Source organism: Ruegeria sp. YKSD179, from assembly GCF_059612885.1.
This window is the reverse complement of sequence record NZ_JBXWRL010000012.1, coordinates 57,860-75,437: the sequence shown is the minus strand read 5'-3', so window position 1 is coordinate 75,437 and position 17,578 is coordinate 57,860. Positions and strand designations below refer to the sequence as shown.

17 protein-coding genes and 1 riboswitch are annotated in these 17,578 nt (G+C 55.0%); of the genes, 14 read left to right on the top strand and 3 right to left on the bottom strand.

Going from position 1 to position 17,578, the window contains the following annotated elements:
- Positions 1-13: 13 nt before the first annotated feature.
- Positions 14-1,624 carry a class I SAM-dependent methyltransferase gene (locus tag AC2FNE_RS09160; RefSeq protein ID WP_496805216.1) on the bottom strand — a complete coding sequence of 537 codons (1,611 nt, stop codon included), beginning with the start codon at positions 1,622-1,624 and terminating at the stop codon, positions 14-16.
- A gap of 155 nt (positions 1,625-1,779) precedes the next feature.
- A complete protein-coding gene (locus AC2FNE_RS09155; protein ID WP_496805215.1) occupies positions 1,780-2,739 on the bottom strand; it encodes an NAD(P)-dependent oxidoreductase in 960 nt (319 codons plus the stop codon).
- A 147-nt stretch (positions 2,740-2,886) separates the two neighbouring features.
- A riboswitch (cobalamin riboswitch) is annotated at positions 2,887-3,094 on the top strand.
- An 84-nt stretch (positions 3,095-3,178) separates the two neighbouring features.
- Here AC2FNE_RS09155 and AC2FNE_RS09150 point away from each other — a divergent pair.
- Genes AC2FNE_RS09150 through cobJ form a run of 7 tightly spaced genes read left to right on the top strand, consistent with a single transcriptional unit; the run spans position 3,179 to position 11,145 of the window.
- The gene (locus tag AC2FNE_RS09150) at positions 3,179-3,562 is read left to right on the top strand and encodes a DUF1636 family protein (protein ID WP_170472939.1); all 384 of its coding nucleotides are present in this window, start codon (positions 3,179-3,181) and stop codon (positions 3,560-3,562) included.
- A 3-nt stretch (positions 3,563-3,565) separates the two neighbouring features.
- Positions 3,566-4,621 (top strand): cobalamin biosynthesis protein CobW, encoded by a 1,056-nt coding sequence (gene cobW, locus AC2FNE_RS09145; RefSeq protein ID WP_170605099.1) that lies wholly within the window; start codon positions 3,566-3,568, stop codon positions 4,619-4,621.
- Between the two features lie 3 nt (positions 4,622-4,624).
- Positions 4,625-7,918, top strand: a complete 3,294-nt coding sequence (gene cobN, locus AC2FNE_RS09140; RefSeq protein WP_496805214.1) for a cobaltochelatase subunit CobN — start codon at positions 4,625-4,627, stop codon at positions 7,916-7,918.
- Positions 7,915-9,042 (top strand): precorrin-3B synthase, encoded by a 1,128-nt coding sequence (gene cobG, locus AC2FNE_RS09135; protein WP_170605095.1) that lies wholly within the window; start codon positions 7,915-7,917, stop codon positions 9,040-9,042. The genes cobN and cobG overlap by 4 nt, the downstream gene beginning before the upstream one ends.
- Entirely contained in the window at positions 9,042-9,671 is a 630-nt protein-coding gene (locus tag AC2FNE_RS09130; RefSeq protein ID WP_170472950.1) for a precorrin-8X methylmutase, read from the top strand. The genes cobG and AC2FNE_RS09130 overlap by 1 nt, the downstream gene beginning before the upstream one ends.
- Entirely contained in the window at positions 9,668-10,396 is a 729-nt protein-coding gene (locus AC2FNE_RS09125; RefSeq protein ID WP_170472954.1) for a precorrin-2 C(20)-methyltransferase, read from the top strand. The genes AC2FNE_RS09130 and AC2FNE_RS09125 overlap by 4 nt, the downstream gene beginning before the upstream one ends.
- Positions 10,393-11,145, top strand: a complete 753-nt coding sequence (gene cobJ, locus AC2FNE_RS09120; RefSeq protein ID WP_170605093.1) for a precorrin-3B C(17)-methyltransferase — start codon at positions 10,393-10,395, stop codon at positions 11,143-11,145. Before AC2FNE_RS09125 ends, cobJ begins: the two co-directional genes overlap by 4 nt.
- On the opposite strand, the gene AC2FNE_RS09115 is transcribed toward cobJ, so the two are convergent.
- A complete protein-coding gene (locus AC2FNE_RS09115; RefSeq protein WP_496805213.1) occupies positions 11,118-11,867 on the bottom strand; it encodes a cobalt-precorrin-6A reductase in 750 nt (249 codons plus the stop codon). The genes cobJ and AC2FNE_RS09115 overlap by 28 nt on opposite strands.
- Here AC2FNE_RS09115 and cbiE point away from each other — a divergent pair.
- The 7 genes from cbiE to AC2FNE_RS09080 all read left to right on the top strand — a co-directional run bounded on the left by cbiE (position 11,866) and on the right by AC2FNE_RS09080 (position 17,555).
- The gene (gene cbiE / locus AC2FNE_RS09110; RefSeq protein ID WP_170605089.1) at positions 11,866-13,065 is read left to right on the top strand and encodes a precorrin-6y C5,15-methyltransferase (decarboxylating) subunit CbiE; all 1,200 of its coding nucleotides are present in this window, start codon (positions 11,866-11,868) and stop codon (positions 13,063-13,065) included. The two genes, AC2FNE_RS09115 and cbiE, sit on opposite strands and share 2 nt — an antisense overlap.
- Entirely contained in the window at positions 13,062-13,430 is a 369-nt protein-coding gene (locus AC2FNE_RS09105) for a cobalamin biosynthesis protein (protein ID WP_170605318.1), read from the top strand. The genes cbiE and AC2FNE_RS09105 overlap by 4 nt, the downstream gene beginning before the upstream one ends.
- Complete coding sequence (cobM, locus tag AC2FNE_RS09100; protein WP_170472963.1) at positions 13,427-14,221, top strand: precorrin-4 C(11)-methyltransferase; 795 nt, start codon at positions 13,427-13,429, stop codon at positions 14,219-14,221. The genes AC2FNE_RS09105 and cobM overlap by 4 nt, the downstream gene beginning before the upstream one ends.
- Positions 14,214-15,530, top strand: coding sequence for a cobyrinic acid a,c-diamide synthase CobB (locus tag AC2FNE_RS09095; RefSeq protein WP_170605087.1), 1,317 nt, complete (start codon positions 14,214-14,216; stop codon positions 15,528-15,530). Before cobM ends, AC2FNE_RS09095 begins: the two co-directional genes overlap by 8 nt.
- Entirely contained in the window at positions 15,527-16,255 is a 729-nt protein-coding gene (gene cobA / locus AC2FNE_RS09090) for a uroporphyrinogen-III C-methyltransferase (RefSeq protein WP_170605085.1), read from the top strand. Before AC2FNE_RS09095 ends, cobA begins: the two co-directional genes overlap by 4 nt.
- Entirely contained in the window at positions 16,248-16,994 is a 747-nt protein-coding gene (cobF, locus tag AC2FNE_RS09085; RefSeq protein ID WP_170605083.1) for a precorrin-6A synthase (deacetylating), read from the top strand. Before cobA ends, cobF begins: the two co-directional genes overlap by 8 nt.
- A 93-nt stretch (positions 16,995-17,087) precedes the next feature.
- Positions 17,088-17,555: a DUF302 domain-containing protein gene (locus AC2FNE_RS09080; RefSeq protein WP_170472974.1), complete on the top strand. Its 468-nt coding sequence runs from the start codon at positions 17,088-17,090 to the stop codon at positions 17,553-17,555.
- Positions 17,556-17,578 lie beyond the last annotated feature (23 nt).

The window sequence follows — 17,578 nt, the reverse complement described above, 5'->3', positions numbered from 1 at the left end:
GGTCGATCAAAATTCAGATCTTCTGAACGGCAACCTGCGCACCCTTTATCGCTTTGATGCGTAAATTTGCGGCGTTTTCGCCCAAAAACTCGTGAAAGGCGCGCATAACCCCATCTTTCCACCATCCTTTACGGTGGTAGTCATCCAACATGATGACACCCCCAGTCTGCATCTTAGGCAGAATTGCTTTTAGGTCCGCCTTTACACCTTCGTAGGAGTGATCCCCATCTACGTAGGCGAAGCCGATGCTGCCATCTTTGAACTGGTCCATCGCAGGGACAGAAAAATCCCGAATAACAGCAATTTTGCCGCGCGCGATCTCATCCTTATATTTGTTCTTCACAGACTCATAAATTCGATCCATGTCCTTCTTGCTGCGTGCGCCAGCCAGCGAAACACCATCTTCAGGGTCTTCCTGAACACCCCAAGGATCGATGAGGAACAACTTGGACGGCCGCAGACCTTCCAGCAAAATCTGCGAAAACTCGCCCTTCCAAACGCCTATCTCGATGCTCAGTTTGCCTTTTGGCATAAGCTCCAACAGTTCGCGTCGAAGACCATCTTTTCGCTCTCGCTGTTTGGCGCGCTTGCCCCGTCGCACGGTCGCGGTTACCGGATTCGCCACGGGCTTGGCTTCCACCTCAGTGTTTTGCAAAACATTAACAAAATCAGCCCAATCCGACCGGGCCCTGAGATTCTTGGCCTTAGACAAATGCCAAGCGCAAGTATCATCATGTAATTCAGCCAGTCGGGCATCGTTCATGATTTCCGCGCGTATTTTGTGCATTTTTGGCATATGGCCAAGGATAGAACGGTCCTCCACATGGTTGTGGTTCATCATTTTCCAGTATTCCAAACCCTGGTCTTGGCTTATGTGGTTTGTGCGGCCACGATCACGCTTAACCAGAAAGCTATCGGTACTGCGAACTGCATAGTGATGAATACGTGCATAATCGTGGCTGAAGCCACGCCATGCGCGCCACTTGACCTGATCAGCAGGAAAGAGATTGCCACCGGAGTCGCGCCAAAGAACACCTTGATAAGGAGCGTCGGGATCAATCGCGTGTTTCGCGTCGATCCGCGGGCGATGGGCGCGAAACCTATTGAACTTCCCATTATTTCGGAAAAGCGTTTTAAAGCCTTTCGCCCTTTGATGCGGGTATTTGTCTTCAGGTGCCGCGCGGAAAAAAGTCTCGGGCACCGGGCGATTTACAAAGTCGTTTTGACCGCCTTGACCAAACATGCGCCAGCACATCGAGATCGCATCTGCATCGCCGCTAGCCGCGACAAAACTGCGAATGTCGCCTCCGGGCACGCGAACATTGATATATTCGTCGACGTCCAGACTTAGAATCCAATCCGAAGCAAGATAACTGGAGTGACTTCTGGCCTTTGAAAAAGCAACAGTCTGCGGTTTCTCCTTGGGACCGACCGGATTACGTTCGTGATGGACCCAACCCAATTCCTGCATCCGCTCGGCAATCGCATCAGTTCCATCGTCGCAGTCGTTCGTAAAGATCAGAATATCATCAAAGCCTATCGATCGGTTGTATGCCACCCAATCGATCATGAAAGGCCCTTCATTCTTCATCGTTGTCACGATGAGAAATGTTTCATCCGTCATTCTTTGCTCTCTTGCCTGTACCACCCACGGATTATTGATTTTGTGTTTAAATTACAGCTTGGTTTTTGTCCAATCTGGATGGTGGTTGGCGGAATTAGCGCGGTGATCCGAATTGGCCCATGCCCCCGACCTTGCTTAAGATCGCTCGAGGTTGGTTACCCAGCTGCTCCTCGGTTGGCTGGGATCACCTCATAACCCGGCTCTTCTGGTTCATCGTCTTCCATCTCGGCGGGAAAACCGGGTGCTCGGATGTCCAATCCAGTCGCTTCCTCCAGTCGCCGTATGATATTGGGTGATAATTCCCTGTCGCCGTAACGCGCTATGCCGTCTTCGAAAATTTTTATCATCAGCGGGTTTATCTCAAGCGGAACGCCCGCGCGATCGGCAACGTCCTGAAACAGGCCAATGTCTTTTTTAACCAAATCCATCGTGAACGAGATATCACGGGAACCGTTCAAAATGACCTGACTTTCGGTTTCATGAACAAAAGATGTGCCCGACGAAATCTTGATTGCCTCATAGGTCGTGTTCAGGTCCATCCCAGCAGCTTTCGCAGTAACCAATGCCTCGGCGCATGTTATCAGGTTCGCCGTAGCGAGGTAGTTGGTAAGAACTTTCAATACAGAGGCCGACCCCAGCTCTCCAGTGTGCAGCACACGTCTACCCATTGTCGTTAGGAAGGGCAAAATCAGATCGAACGTACCTCGGTCGCAACCTGCAAAGATAGAAATGTTACCCGTGGCTGCTCGGTGGCATCCGCCAGAAACCGGACAGTCGACGGCAGATCCTCCTCGGTCGATAACCTGGGCCCCAAGCCGTTTGACCTCGGCCTCGTCGGTTGTGGACATCTCCATCCAAATTTTACCGTTTCCGACCTCAGGCAACATCATTTGCATTACCGCGTCTGATGCTGCAGGTGACGGCAAGCAAGTAATCACTGCGTCGCAATCACGCATCATCTGTGCCGGATCTTTTGCAGCCTTGGCTCCTTTGGCAACGAAGTCGCTGACAAGATCCGAATTCAGGTCATGCACGGTCAGATCGATGCCGTTGCGCAGCAGCGACCCCGAGAGTTTTCCGCCCACATTTCCAAGACCGATGAAACCAACTTTCATAAAGCGTCACTCCATGCTCGCACTCTTGCGGACATGCCAGCACGAGACAGTGGCGCACGTCGTGCCGCCCACCGACGCTGGCAGGTCGTTTTTAACCCCCCAATGCAATCCAGTGAAGCGACTCGCTTGACAAGGCGCCTGCAGGTGCCGCATGTCCGATCCGTTGGTGTCTGCAACAGCAGATGAAAAGGGAATGCGTCAGCGGGTTAAACCGTCAAACGCAGCCGCCCCCGCGACCGTGACCGGAGAGGGTGCCCAATGCCACTGGCCCGAATGGCCGGGAAGGCGGGACACCTGCCAGAGGCCTCCTCTGACATCCGTAAGCCGGGAGACCTGCCAGCGCCCGAAATCCAGACCGGACGGGGTGTTCCGGTGTCGGGACCATTGCGAACAGCGTGGCCCGCATGAGACCCCGTCCCCCACGTACCGCAGAAGGGGGATGAGAGAAGTGACAGAAACCGCACCAGTCGAACTGCTGGTTTGCACGACTTGTCGGCGCGGGCTTCCCATCGAGGATGACACCCAACGCCCCGGAACAGTGCTCCATCGGGCTTTAAAGCAGGCCGACTTGCCTTCTGGCGTAACACTAAAGGCGGTCGAGTGCCTTTCAAATTGTAATCAGGGGTGTTCCATCGTCCTGCGTGGTGGACCGACACGTTGGACCTTTGTCTATGAGAACCTGAACGAAATTGATCATATTGAGACGATTGTCGATGGCGCCACCAAGTACCTCGCCACAGGTGACGGCTTGGTCAAATGGCGTGAACGTCCTGAACATTTCCGCAAAAACTGTGCGGCCCGCATTCCACCGATTGGAGCCTGACAAATGAGCAACCTAGAAAAACTTCCCGTTACTGTGATCACTGGCTTTTTGGGTTCAGGCAAGACCACACTGGTCCGCCATCTGATGCAGAACCCTCAGGGTAAGCGTCTGGCTGTTGTGGTGAACGAGTTTGGCGATGTGGGTGTCGACGGTGACATTCTGAAATCATGCGCCATTCCGGATTGTCCAGCCGAAAACATTATGGAACTGGCCAATGGCTGTATTTGCTGCACTGTGGCCGACGACTTCATCCCGACTATCGAAGCGCTGATGGCGCTCGAGCCGCGCCCCGATCATATCCTGATTGAAACCTCAGGGCTGGCATTGCCCAAGCCATTGCTAAAGGCGTTTGACTGGCCGGATATCCGGTCAAAAATTACCGTTGACGGGGTAATTGCATTGGCGGATGCCGAAGCAGTTGCTGCAGGTCGGTTTGCGCCAAATGTCGAAGCCGTGGATGCCCAGCGCATGGCAGACGACTCGATTGACCATGAAACGCCACTGTCCGAGGTGTTTGAGGATCAGATTTCGTGCGCCGACATTATCCTGCTAACCAAACCTGATCTGGCCGGTCCCGAAGGCGTAGCCAAGGCGCGCGCGATCATCGCAGCCGAAGCCCCGCGCTCCCTGCCTGTTGTCGAGGTTGCCGAAGGTGCAGTAGATGTGCGCGTGGTCCTTGGTCTCGAAGCCGCAGCCGAAGATGATATGGATGCCCGTCCATCGCATCATGACGGTCACGATGATCACGAACACGATGATTTTGAAAGCATTATCGTCGATCTTCCTGAACAGAGCGATCCAGCAGATCTGGTCGCAAGGATAGAACATCTGGCCAATGAGTTGAATATCCTTCGCGTCAAAGGTTATGCGGCCGTCACCGGCAAACCTATGCGTTTGTTGGTTCAGGCAGTCGGATCGCGCGTGCGTCACCAATTTGACCGCCCGTGGAAACCTGACGAAGATCGCCGATCCCGTTTGGTGGTTATCGGAGAACATGACGACATCAAGGAAGCAGAAATTCGCAACATTCTTGTAGGTGTTGCCGAGCCAGCCGAGTAAAAAATGCACGTCGTCTTCCGCGAAAGCCACGGGCTTGAAGAAACAGAGACCCCAACCGATCTTGGCCAAAGCCCGGCAGATTTGGTTGTTTTATCTTTTTCTGACAGCGACCTGGGAGCTTTCGCGGCGGGTTGGCATCGTGGCGGCGGACCTGATGGTCGGATGCCGACACTGCGACTGGCTAATCTAACGGCATTGAAACACCCGCTTTCCGTCGACACCTATATCGAACAGACGCTGGAGGGCGCCAAAGGCATACTTGTCCGATTGATAGGGGGCGTTCCTTACTGGTCGTATGGCCTACAACAAGTTTTGGCGCTGGCACAGGCCAAGGGTCTGGCGCTGGCAGTATTACCAGCAGACGGGCGCGAAGATACCCGACTGGACGGCTATTCAACACTGCCTATTTCCACACTGCGCAGGTTGACGAATTTATGTGATACCGGCGGCGAAGTTGCGGCGCAGGCAGCGTTGGCGCAAATGGCGCTGGCAGCGGGCCTGTATGCCGGGCCGGTCATGGGCGCAAAAACCATCCCTGAATGTGGAGCATGGTGCCCGGATCGAGGGGTAATCTCGACCGACAACACGTTTTCAGAAAACCCGAGACGAATTCTGGTGACATTCTACCGCGCTTATCTGACCTCAGCCGATACAGCGCCTGTGACTGCCTTGATCCGCAGCTTGCGTTCACGCGGTTTCGAAGCGTTGGGTTTATTCGCTCCGTCATTAAAGGCGCCGTCATCTGCCGATTGGCTGCGTGATACGGTTTCGGCGCTAAAACCGGCAGCCATAATAAATGCCACGTCATTTTCGGGCAGAGGCGCCTCGGGCACCTCACCTTTGGACGCCGCCAACGTACCAGTTTTTCAAGTTGCGCTCGCTACTTCGCGCCGAAAGGCCTGGGCCGAAGCTGAACGCGGTCTTTCGCCTGCTGACCTCGCCATGCACGTGGTACTGCCCGAGGTAGACGGACGAATTTCGGCAGGTATTGCCTCGTTCAAAGAACCAGGCAAACGCGACGCCAGTTTGGAGTATTCGCGCTTCGCGCACCGGCCAGAACCGGAACGGATCGAAGCAATCGTCGACCGCGTTTTCGGCTGGCTGAAGCTGAACGAAAAACCAAAACCAGAGCAAGTTCCCGTTTTAGTGCTATCCACTTACCCCGGCAAGGATTGGCAAATGGCTCATGCCGTCGGCTTGGATGCATTGGCGTCGGCCGAGGTGATGCTGTCAGATTTAAAGACAGCCGGTTATGTGACCGGACCAGTAGAACAAATCGCAGATGCATTGCCGAACGCCCGGATTTCTTGGCCCCTTACAAAATATCAGGAGGCATTGAGTGACCTTCCCGATCAACTACGCGGTGACCTCGAAGCTGTTTGGGGCAAACCTGAAGACGACCCCGCATATTTTAATGGTGCGTTTCATTTTACTGCTTTGCAACGTGGCAAAGCGGTTGTTGCCCTTCAACCCGAGCGCGGAACGCCGGAGTTGCGGGATAACGAATATCACGATCTTTCCCGCACACCGCGGCACGGATATGTCGCCTTTTATCTTTGGTTGCGGCGTGGGTTGAATGCCGATGCGCTGATTCACATAGGTGCACATGGCACACTGGAGTGGCTTCCCGGCAAGTCGGTGGCACTTTCTGCAGAATGTTGGCCCGAAGCGTTAATCCGTGACCTACCGGTAATATATCCTTTCATCGTCAATGACCCCGGTGAGGCTGCTCAGGCCAAACGCCGGATCGGTGCAGTCACGTTAGGTCACATACCGCCGCCTATGAAGCAAAGCAGCACTCCAGACCGGATGGTGCGGTTGGAAACTCTGTTAGACGAGTTTTCAAACGCCGACGGCCTTGACCCCAAACGCCGAGACCGATTGCAGACCGATATCCGCGACGAGGCTCAAGCCATAGGGCTGGAGAGCGATCTGGGGTTGGATCAAACAATGTGCGCCGCCGAAGCGATTACCCGAATCGACCGTTTTGTCTGTGACATCAAGGAAAGTCAGTTTGGCGACGGATTGCATATCTATGGCCGCGCCACTGATGTTACGGGAATTTTTGACCCCGCTCCTTCTGCTGAAGCAGAACGAGTGGCTCTGTTGGATGCACTTGCGGGCAAACGGATAGCAGCCGGTCCATCCGGCTCTCCGTATCGTGGCCGTTCCGATGTTTTACCCACAGGACGCAATCTTTACACGACCGATCCGCGCTCGGTTCCCACGCGCGCGGCTTATGCGCAAGGTGTAAAACTGGCTGAGGAACTGGTGCGGCGACACCTGCAAGAAGAAGGCGATTATCCCAAGGGTCTTATCGTTGATTTGTGGGGTTCCGCCACTATGCGTACCGCCGGAGAGGAATTCGCCATGGCACTTCATTTGCTAGGTGTAAGACCAATCTGGGACAAGGGGTCCGAACGGGTCTCCGGTATTGAAGTTTTGCCAATCACCGATCTTGAGCGCCCGCGGCTGGACGTCACCTTACGTATTTCCGGCCTGTTTCGAGACGTATTCCCGACCCTTTCGGCTCTTTTTGGTCAAGCCGTGAAGGCCCTTTCAAGTAGGGATGAAGCGCCTGATTGGAACCCTTACGCAGGGAAAGAACCTGCTGCCCGGGTCTATGGACCCGCCCCGGGTAGCTATGGCTTGGACATTACCCACCTGTCTGAAACTTATACGGATGAGGCGCTCGGACAGGCTGGTGAGGCTTGGTTGGACGCCAGCTCATTCGCGTTTGAAGGCGAGCATATCGCGCAGGACAGGGAAGGTATCTCGCAATTAGTCGCTAATGCAGATAGTTTCGTACACCTGCAGGATTTGACCGAGACCGACCTTTTGCTTGCCAATGACTACGCCGCTCATGAGGCTGGTTTTGCAGCTGCTAAAAAGCTTACAGGCGGCAGCGCTCAACTCTACCACCTGGACAACACCAACCCGGAAAACCCACGAGCGCGTACTTTGCCCGAAGAGATCAGCCGCGTTGTCCACGCCCGCGCCGCCAATCCCAGTTGGATCGCCGGCATGCAAAGACATGGATTCCGGGGCGCGGCGGAAATTGCTGCAACGTTGGATCACATGGCGTCTTTCGCGCATCTTTCAGGGACGGTCGCGCCGCATTTGTTCGACCTTTATCACGATGCGACGTTGGGGAATGAAAAGGTCGAGGCTTTTTTGAAAGAAGCTAACCCACAGGCGCATCTGGCAATGCAGGATCGTTTCCGCGCGTTGTTGGAAGCTGGTCTCTGGGATACGCGCCGAAACTCTATTCGGGCTGACTTGGAGGGTCTCGGATGAGCCCGCCGCTGATAAAGGGCTGGTGTCCCAGCGCGCACCGACCAATGATGTCGGGAGATGGTTTAATAGTGAGAGTGCGACCTCGGCTGGCGCGTTTGGATGTAAGACAGGCTATTGCGCTTTGCGAGCTTGCAGATCGGTTCGGAAACGGCACAATTGACCTGACCAATCGTGCAAACCTTCAGCTTCGCGGAGTAGCACAAGCAAACCACAAAAAATTACTTACAGAGCTGGCCGAATTAAACCTTTTGGATGCCGAACCCGGCATTGAGGTCCGGCGCAATATTCTTGTTTCACCGCTGTATCGAAACGGAGACCAGACGACGACGCTTGCTGAAGAGTTGATGAGAAGACTGGCGGAACTTCCTGAACTGCCAGCAAAATTTGGACTTGCAGTCGATGTCGGCCAAACCAGATTGCTTGCGGCAGATTCCGCCGATATCCGGTTGGAGAGAGGTTTGGACGGGCTGGTTTTGCGTGCTGACGGTGCCGAGACCGGGTGCTCGATTACTGAAGATGAGGCCGTTGATCAGGTGATCCATTTGGCGCGTTGGTTCGCCCAATCCTTTACACCTAGCTTGCGTCGTATGGCCCAGCTGATTGCTGAACGCGATCTGCCGCTGAAATGGCAAGGCAAGGAAGTAGTTCCGATTGGGCCTATTATCCAACCCGGATCGAGTGAAATCGGACCAGTTTACGGTGCTGCTTTCGGCCAGCTTCCTGCCAGCAAGCTCTCGGAGCTGATCGAGGCATCTGGTGCCACTGCTATTCGAGTCACCCCGTGGCGAATGTTTATTTTGGAAGGCGGATCAGTGAAACAGGCATCGGCATTTGTCACTCACGAAAGCGATCCACTTGTCACCGCCGACGCCTGCCCCGGTGCCCCTCATTGTCCACAGGCGGAAATGGAAACGCGTACAATCGCCCGAGCCCTTGCGCCCCGCGTCTCCGGCAGCCTTCATGTTTCTGGATGCGCCAAAGGATGTGCCCGAAAGAAACCAGCAGACATAGTTTTGGTCGGCAATTCTGGACGATTTGATCTTGTAAAACGGGGCCGTGCAGGGGATGAGCCCTGCCAACGCGGACTGACATCCGAAACGCTTATGACTATGGACCTGACGTGATGCCCTATGAATATGAAACCGACGGCGCAGCGATCTACAAACAAAGCTTTGCAACCATCCGGTCCGAAGCCGACCTTGCCGGTTTCGATGCAAATGAAGAGCAGGTCGCTGTCCGCATGATTCACGCGGCAGGAATGGTCGGGCTTGAGGAATTCGTGCGTTTCTCTCCCGGGTTTGTTGTCACCGCCCGAACGGCATTGGAAAACGGGGCGCCAATCTTGTGCGATGCACGGATGGTTTCTGAAGGCGTCACGCGGTTCCGCTTACCTGCCAATAACGAAGTGATTTGCACTCTGCATGACGAGCGTGTCCGCCCTATGGCCGCAGATATGAGCAACACCCGCTCAGCTGCAGCATTGGAGCTTTGGCGCCCGCATCTTGATGGCGCTTTGGTCGCCATTGGAAACGCACCGACGGCACTGTTCCATCTGCTCAATATGCTTGAAGACCCTGATTGCCCAAGGCCTGCCGCAATTATCGGCTGCCCAGTTGGATTTGTTGGAGCGGTGGAGTCTAAGGATGCATTGTGGGAGGCGCAACCTGTGCCTTCTTGTATTGTCAAAGGCCGACTTGGTGGCAGTGCAATAACCGTTGCGGCGATCAACGCCATAGCGAGCCGCGCGGAATGAGCGCTGGCACTATATATGGCGTGGGTTTAGGTCCCGGCGACCCGGACCTTATTAGCGTCCGCGCCGATCGCTTGCTGCGCAATTCCCGGCACGTCGCGTTTTTTCGCAAACCCGGTCGCAGCGGTCAGGCCCGCAACATTGTGAATGGTATTATCCCAAGAGATGCCGTCGAATTCCCCATGGAATATCCGGTCACAACGGAAATCCCGATCCAAGACCCTCGCTACAACGAATTGCTGTCTGCGTTCTACGAAAGCTGCGCAGCGCATCTAAAGTCAATAACTGATCGAGGGGACGATGTCGTCGTGCTTTGCGAAGGAGATCCATTTTTCTATGGTTCTTTCATGCACCTTTACAGTAGGTTACGGGAGTATTCTAAAGTCGAGATCGTTCCAGCAATTACCGGAATGTCCGGCGCTTGGACGGCGACCGGCGACCCTATCACTTGGGGTGACGACATACTTACTGTGCTTGTCGGTACGTTGCCCGAAGAGGTTCTTACCGAACGCATGGCGCAAACCGATGCGCTGGTTGTGATGAAGATAGGGCGCAATATCGACAAGGTGAAACGATCATTGCAATCCGCGGGGCTCTATGATCGCGCATGGATCGTCGAATACGCGCAGATGCCTAATCAGCGGGTTTGCAAACTGTCGGAAAATTGTGAAGGTATCACACCTTACTTTTCGATCATCATCGTGCACGGTCAAGGTCGCAGGCCATGAGTGGATGGGTCAAGATCGCGGGGTTGGGACCTGGTGACAAAGCTTTGGTGACACCAGAAGTTACGCAATCATTAGCTGAAGCCACTGACGTAGTGGGTTACATCCCGTACGTTGCTCGGATAGCTGAACGACCCGGCCTTACCCTGCATGTCAGCGACAACCGCGTTGAGATCGACCGATCAAACCACGCCCTGAAAATGGCAGCAGAGGGCAAACGGGTGGTTGTGGTGTCCTCGGGCGACCCAGGCGTTTTCGCCATGGCAGCAGCCGTGTTCGAGGCGTTAGAAAACGGCCCAAATGAATGGCGAAACATTCAAATTGACGTCCTGCCGGGAATTACGGCGATGCTGGCCGCATCGGCACGGGCCGGTGCGCCGCTGGGCCACGACTTCTGCGCCATAAATCTGAGCGACAACCTTAAACCCTGGTCCCTGATCGAAAAACGCCTGCGCCTTGCAGCGCAGGGAGATTTTGCCATGGGATTTTACAACCCACGATCAAAATCACGCCCCCAAGGATTTGAAAGAACCTTGGGAATACTACGCGAAGAATGTGAACCAGAACGTGTGATAATCTTCGCTCGGGCGGTGTCCCGACGCGACGAGACAATCAAATTCTCGACACTGGCTGACGCCACGCCAGAAATGGCTGATATGCAAACGGTGGTTATCGTTGGCTCATCACGCACGCGAATTATCGAAAGAAATTTAAAACCAATTGCTTACACACCGAGGTTCACTCCAGAATGAGCCAGCCATTCCAAAACCTGCGGGACACTCGAAAACTCGGTTCGCTTTGGCAGGATCGGACGATCTATCATCAGCACCGGAATACCCAGTGCACGTGCGGCGTCCAGCTTGGCACGTGCTCCGGAACCACCCGCATTCTTGGAAACCACCAAATCGCTTTGGTGAGACTCGATCAAAGCCCTGTCATTTTCGACGGTGAAAGGCCCGCGCGAAACGACCACTTTGCGCCGCGGCAACGGCAAGCTCTCAGCATCATCAACGACTCGAAGAAGATAGTGATGTTGAGGCAGCGCGGCAAATTCCTCAAGGTGCATACGCCCCACAGCCAGAAAGATTCGCTTGGCTGGTCCTTGCAGCGCAGCAACCGCGCCAGCAAAGTCGGGCACGCGCTGCCAGCGATCCCCGGGCTGTGGGGACCAAGCAGGTCGCGTAAGCGCTGCCAGCGGAACCTCTGCTCTGTGGCAAGCCGCGATCGCGTTACTGCTCATTCGGGCGGCAAAAGGATGGGTCGCGTCAATGACATGGCTGACAGAATGGTCTCTGAGGTATTGCTCCAGCGCCATCATTCCGCCGAAGCCCCCAACGCGCACAGGCAAAGGTTGCGGACGCGGCTCGGTGACTCGACCGGCATAGGAATACGTTGCAGTGATACCTTGATACGCGATTTCTTTGGCCAGCGCGTTAGCCTCGGTCGTGCCCCCAAGGATAAGGAGGTTTGGCATGTCTGAGACTCCGTGGTTGACCGTTTTGGGACTGGGAGAGGATGGACTGGATGGCCTGCCCCGTTCAAGCCGTCAAGTTCTGAAGCGTGCCGAAGTGATCATGGGTCCGCCCCGGCACCTGGCATTGGTCCCGGAAACCGGAGCCGAGCGGATCGAATGGCCGGTGCCTTTTTCCGATGGACTTCCGGTTCTGAAAGCACTGAAAGGTCGAAACACAGTGGTGCTCGCCTCAGGTGATCCTTTTTGGTTTGGCGCAGGATCTGTCATTGCCCGCGAAATCGACCCGGCGGAATGGGTCGCGTTGCCTGGTCAATCGACCTTTTCGCTGGCAGCCGCGCGGCTGGGTTGGCCGCTGGAGGGCACACTTACTTTTGGATTGCACGCGGCCCCTTTGACCCGTTTGAGACCGCATTTGTCCTCGGGGTTACGTACCATTTTGCTGCTGCGTGATGGACCGGCAGTTGCAGAGCTTGCAACCTACCTCTCAGAAACGGGTTTCGCAGACAGTAAGTTACATGTGATGGAAGCTCTCGGAGGTTCGCGAGAACGCGCGCAGAGCGTTTCACTAACCGAAGCTCTTTTAGGTTCTTTTGAACACCCGGTTTGTGTCGGATTGGAAGTTAAAGGTAAAGGCAGTTCCTTTCCCAAAGCCTCTGGCAAGCCTGACGAAATATTTGAATCTGACGGTCAGATTACAAAGCGCCCTGTTCGGGCACTGACCCTATCCGCCTTAGCCCCCCAGCGGGGCGAACATCTTTGGGACATCGGCGGTGGAACTGGGTCAATCAGCATTGAATGGCTAATGTGCGATCCCACTCTTACAGCAACCTCGATTGAACCGCGAATTGATCGCGCTGAACGCATTAGACGTAACGCAGACGCGCTGGGTCAGGACCGCCTGCATGTTGTCCATGGTACTGCGCCGGACGTGCTGTCTGAACTTAGATTGCCTGATGCTGTTTTTATTGGCGGTGGACTTAGCGATCAATTGATCGATTGGCTTAGCGCGAACCTTCGACCGGGCACCCGACTAGTGGCGAACGCAGTTACACTTGAAAGCGAAGCAACGTTGGCAAACTATCACGAAGCGTTAGGAGGAGATCTCCTGCGAATCGAATTGGCCCATGCTTCAGCCTTGGGAACTCAGCGTGGCTGGAAACCCACCCATCCAATCGTGCAATGGAGCGTTACGTTATGATTGTCGCAGGGCTTGGGTTTTCCACAGCCGCAACAGCGGACAGCCTGCGCGCCGCATACGAATTGGCGGCGCGAGGGTGCACCATCGATGCGCTAGCAACCGTCGCGAACAAAGAAGGCCATAAGGCACTGACTGAATTTGTGCGGTTAACTGGCCTGCCCCTGTGTTACATCCGGGCCGCAGAACTCGCCGAACAACGCACTCTTACCTGCTCGCCCCAGAGCCAAGCGACTTACGGAACCGGCAGCGTTGCCGAGGCGTCCGCTTTGGCCGCGGCAGGCAGCGACGCGCGTCTGGTTTCCCCAAGACATATTTCGAATGATCGGCTCGCCACTTGCGCCATCGCCATCGGAGGACAAACATGACCGTTCATTTCATTGGCGCCGGACCAGGCGCTGCCGATCTATTAACTCTGCGTGGGCGCGATATCATCGCGTCATGCCCCGTATGTCTCTATGCTGGATCTCTGGTGCCAGAAGGGATTTTGGCGCATTGCCCCGAAGATGCAAAAATCGTGAACACTGCGCCGATGGACTTGGATCAGATCATGGCCGAAATCGCGAACGCACATTCAAATGGACATGATATTGCGAGGCTGCACTCTGGGGATTTATCGGTTTGGTCCGCGATGGGCGAACAGATACGGCGACTAAAGGAAATGGGTATTCCTGTCAGCGTCACGCCTGGCGTACCTTCATTCGCTGCAGCCGCTGCCTCTCTCGGCACCGAACTTACGCTGCCTGGTCTGGCACAATCGGTTGTACTGACCCGAACGCCGGGGCGAGCTTCGTCTATGCCCGAGGGAGAAACACTTAGCAACTTCGCCCGCACTGGGGCTACGCTGGCAATCCATCTGTCGATCGGGAATTTGGACAAGGTTATCGCGGATTTGACTCCGACCTACGGCGCGGATTGCCCGGTTGCAGTTGTCTATCGTGCCAGTTGGCCGGATGAACGAATAATTCGCGCTACATTAGCGTCCCTAAAAGACGCCGTGGACGAGAGCATTTCTCGCACGGCTCTGATCATGGTCGGACCCGCTTTGGCAGGTGAAGGATTTGACGAAAGTTGCCTGTATTCCAAAACTTATGACCGTCGATACCGTCCGCAAAGCGCAGATAGTCCATGGTCCAGTTGGAGCCACGGAGATGACTAACCCCCCGGGTGTCCTGATATCTGCCCCGTCCTCTGGCACGGGGAAAACAACGGTCATGTTGGGCCTTTTGCGGGCACTTGCAGAAGACGGGATGGTCGTGCAGCCATTCAAAAGTGGGCCGGACTACATCGACCCTGCTTTTCATCGTGCGGCGGCGGGAAGAGCTTCGTTCAACTTGGACAGTTGGGCAATGGGGCCGTCCTTGATCGGGGCGATTGCGGCCCAAGCAACCGGCGCAGATATCGTAGTGGCCGAAGGCTCGATGGGTCTATTTGATGGGGTGGCAAAAACAGGTGAATCGGGTCACGGCACCAGCGCTGAAACGGCGCAACGCATGGGTTGGCCTGTGGTTTTGGTTTTAGACGTCGGTGGTCAGGCCCAATCTGCGGCCGCAACTGCGTTGGGATTTCGGATGTACAACCCCGAACTACCCTTTGCCGGGGTTATCCTGAACCGTTGTGCAAGCCCTCGCCACGAACGTTTGACACGTCTGGGTATGGAACGCGCAGGCATGCCAGTTCTGGGTGTATTACCGCGCCGTGGCGACCTGACCCTTCCAGAACGGCATCTGGGCTTGATACAGGCCGTAGAGCATCCAAATCTTGAAAAAGCCATCGTTGGATACGCGGCGTTTCTACGTGAACATGTGGATCTTGAGGCAATCAAGCGCGCGGCTTCTTCAGGCCCATATCGGCAAACGTCTTCGGCGCTGCCGCGCCCGCCCGCGCAACGTATCGCATTAGCGCAAGATGCGGCATTTTCCTTTGCTTATCCACATTTGGTGGAGGGGTGGCGCGCAGCAGGTGCTGAAATTCTTCCGTTTTCACCGCTGGCTGACGAGGCTCCGGCCAAGGATAGCGATCTGGTTTGGCTTCCTGGGGGGTATCCTGAACTTCACGCTGACAGAATTGCAGCCGCGGAAACATTTAAAACCGGCTTGCGCGCGCACGCAAAAACGAAACCTGTGCACGGGGAGTGCGGAGGCTATATGGCGCTCGGTCGCGGTCTGATCGATAAGGAAGGCCAGCTCCACCCCATGGTTGGGCTCTTGGGACTGGTGACCTCATATGAAAAACGCAAATTCAACCTTGGTTATCGGCGGGCCGAGTTGCTGGAACAAATGCCCGGATTTTCTGCAGGAACCGCGCTACGTGGGCATGAGTTCCATTACTCTTCCATCGTCGAACAACCTGACGCCCCTCTGGCAAAGGTCTTTGATGCCGAAGGGGCGGAGGGACCACAGACGGGTTCAGTGCGAGGAAACGTGACCGGAACATTTTTTCATTTGATCGCAGAGGCATCTGGATGAGCGGTTTTGTTTCCTTTGTCGGATCGGGTCCCGGCGATCCGGAACTGCTTACACTTAAAGCCGTTGACAGGATGCAAAAGGCAAACGCGGTTTTATTCGACGACCTAAGCAGCGGTCCGATCCTTGCTCATGCCCACGAGGACGCCGATTTGGTCGGTGTCGGCAAACGGGCAGGACGCCCCTCGCCCAAGCAAAACCATGTCAGCCGCCTTTTGGTCGATTATGCAAAAACCGGTGCCCGCGTTGTACGCCTGAAGTCGGGCGATGGCGGATTGTTCGGACGGCTGGAGGAAGAGTTGGTCGCTTTGCAGGAGGCCGGCATTGAATACGAGGTAATTCCAGGCATCCCATCGGCCGTGGCTGCAGCCGCAGCGGCTGGTATCCCTTTGACCCGTCGTTTGACGGCACGGAGGGTTCAGTTTGTTACCGGGCATGATGTCAGCGGCAAATTGCCAGAGGATCTTAACCTGCCTGCCCTTGCTGACCCTTTCGCTACTACTGTGGTGTTTATGGGAAAGCGTACTTTTCCTCTTTTGGTCCAAACTTTGCATGGCCACGGTCTGCCCTTGGATACACCTGCATTGATAGCCGAAGCTGTCTCGACCCCAGAGCAATCGCTTTGCCGCACGACGATCGGCGAACTGTCGAAACGGCTCAAATCCGAGGTTGGAACTGCCCCAGCTTTGATCCTGTATGGCCCACTGGCGGAGCCTGGGAATGTATGACCTGACCCTCATCGGTATCGGTACCGGAAACCCTGATCACGTGACTATTCAAGGTATCCAAGCAATACGGAGGGCCGATCTGATCCTTATCCCCAGAAAGGGTGAAAACAAGTCGGATTTGGCCGGTCTACGCGAAGAAATCATTTCTCGGGCGACGGACAAGGCGCCGCTCATTGCTTATTTCGATATACCGAAACGGCAAGCGGGTGACGGATATTTACGCGGCGTGGATGAATGGCACGATGCAATCGCTGAACGCTGGAAGGCTGCGATTGAATTGCATCCAGATGCACGGAACATAGCGCTGTTAATATGGGGGGACCCGTCGCTTTACGATAGTGCGTTGCGGATCGCTGCGCGCCTTGATCCACGACCCAAAACGCGAGTGGTGCCCGGTATCACCGCCCTTCAGGCGCTAACTGCCGCCCATGCGATACCAATCAACGAAATCGGTGATCCGTTCGTGGTGACCACAGGAAGGCGTATCCGCGAAGAAGGTTGGCCCAGCGCAACAAAAAAAATGGCGGTTATGCTGGATGGCGAATGTTCGTTTCAATCCCTGAAGATGGATGACTTTGATATCTGGTGGGGGGCCTATGTCGGTATGAAAGAGGAAATTCTGATCAACGGTCCGTTGGCTGAAAAATGTCAAGAAATTATGTCAACCCGGGCAAAGGCACGCGCAGACCATGGCTGGATCATGGATGTATACTTGCTGGCCAAACGTACGGCGACTTGATAGCGACCTTCGTTTGCCACACAAGAACGTGACTGCACGCAAGTTCAAAATCTGGCATCAAAGCGTTGTGCAAATCCAGTTGGGTATCATGCGATGAAGCGACTTCTGTGGGCTACGTTAATTGTTTTAGCAGCAAAGGCATGGGCGGGCGATATCCAGCCGCGTCAAGGTTGGTATTCGCACACATCCAGCAAAACCTACGACACTCTGGTCAAAGACACTGTCGCTGCAATTAAAGAAACAGGATTGATTGTAGTAACCCAAGCAGGCCCGACCAAGGCCGCAGCAGCGCGAGGCATTACTATACCGGGCAATCGGGTGATAGGCGCATTTAACAACGATTATGCAGTGCGTATTCTCGCCACTTCGACCGCTGCTATGATCGAAGCCCCGATCAGGTTTTATGTCACCGAAAACGGCGATGGTACTGCGACGCTGTCATACAAAACTCCCAGTTTTGTTTTTTCACCTTACGCAGATGAAGGCGGTGCAGCATTAGGGGAAATCGCTGCCGAACTGGATGCAAAGTTTCTTTCGGTGGCGGAAATCGCAGTCAAATAGTCACACTGACGTGAATGCACTTG

What these genes read in the sequence shown, in the direction of transcription:
- AC2FNE_RS09155 (WP_496805215.1), bottom strand. Translation starts at nt 2,739, where the DNA reads ATGAAAGTTGGTTTCATCGGTCTTGGAAATGTGGGCGGAAAACTCTCG.
- AC2FNE_RS09105 (WP_170605318.1), top strand. Translation starts at nt 13,062, where the DNA reads ATGATTGTCGCAGGGCTTGGGTTTTCCACAGCCGCAACAGCGGACAGC.
- cobW (WP_170605099.1), top strand. Translation starts at nt 3,566, where the DNA reads ATGAGCAACCTAGAAAAACTTCCCGTTACTGTGATCACTGGCTTTTTG.
- cobN (WP_496805214.1), top strand. Translation starts at nt 4,625, where the DNA reads ATGCACGTCGTCTTCCGCGAAAGCCACGGGCTTGAAGAAACAGAGACC.
- AC2FNE_RS09160 (WP_496805216.1), bottom strand. Translation starts at nt 1,624, where the DNA reads ATGACGGATGAAACATTTCTCATCGTGACAACGATGAAGAATGAAGGG.
- AC2FNE_RS09125 (WP_170472954.1), top strand. Translation starts at nt 9,668, where the DNA reads ATGAGCGCTGGCACTATATATGGCGTGGGTTTAGGTCCCGGCGACCCG.
- AC2FNE_RS09130 (WP_170472950.1), top strand. Translation starts at nt 9,042, where the DNA reads ATGCCCTATGAATATGAAACCGACGGCGCAGCGATCTACAAACAAAGC.
- cbiE (WP_170605089.1), top strand. Translation starts at nt 11,866, where the DNA reads ATGTCTGAGACTCCGTGGTTGACCGTTTTGGGACTGGGAGAGGATGGA.
- AC2FNE_RS09150 (WP_170472939.1), top strand. Translation starts at nt 3,179, where the DNA reads ATGAGAGAAGTGACAGAAACCGCACCAGTCGAACTGCTGGTTTGCACG.
- AC2FNE_RS09080 (WP_170472974.1), top strand. Translation starts at nt 17,088, where the DNA reads ATGAAGCGACTTCTGTGGGCTACGTTAATTGTTTTAGCAGCAAAGGCA.
- AC2FNE_RS09115 (WP_496805213.1), bottom strand. Translation starts at nt 11,867, where the DNA reads ATGCCAAACCTCCTTATCCTTGGGGGCACGACCGAGGCTAACGCGCTG.
- cobJ (WP_170605093.1), top strand. Translation starts at nt 10,393, where the DNA reads ATGAGTGGATGGGTCAAGATCGCGGGGTTGGGACCTGGTGACAAAGCT.
- AC2FNE_RS09095 (WP_170605087.1), top strand. Translation starts at nt 14,214, where the DNA reads ATGACTAACCCCCCGGGTGTCCTGATATCTGCCCCGTCCTCTGGCACG.
- cobF (WP_170605083.1), top strand. Translation starts at nt 16,248, where the DNA reads ATGTATGACCTGACCCTCATCGGTATCGGTACCGGAAACCCTGATCAC.
- cobG (WP_170605095.1), top strand. Translation starts at nt 7,915, where the DNA reads ATGAGCCCGCCGCTGATAAAGGGCTGGTGTCCCAGCGCGCACCGACCA.
- cobM (WP_170472963.1), top strand. Translation starts at nt 13,427, where the DNA reads ATGACCGTTCATTTCATTGGCGCCGGACCAGGCGCTGCCGATCTATTA.
- cobA (WP_170605085.1), top strand. Translation starts at nt 15,527, where the DNA reads ATGAGCGGTTTTGTTTCCTTTGTCGGATCGGGTCCCGGCGATCCGGAA.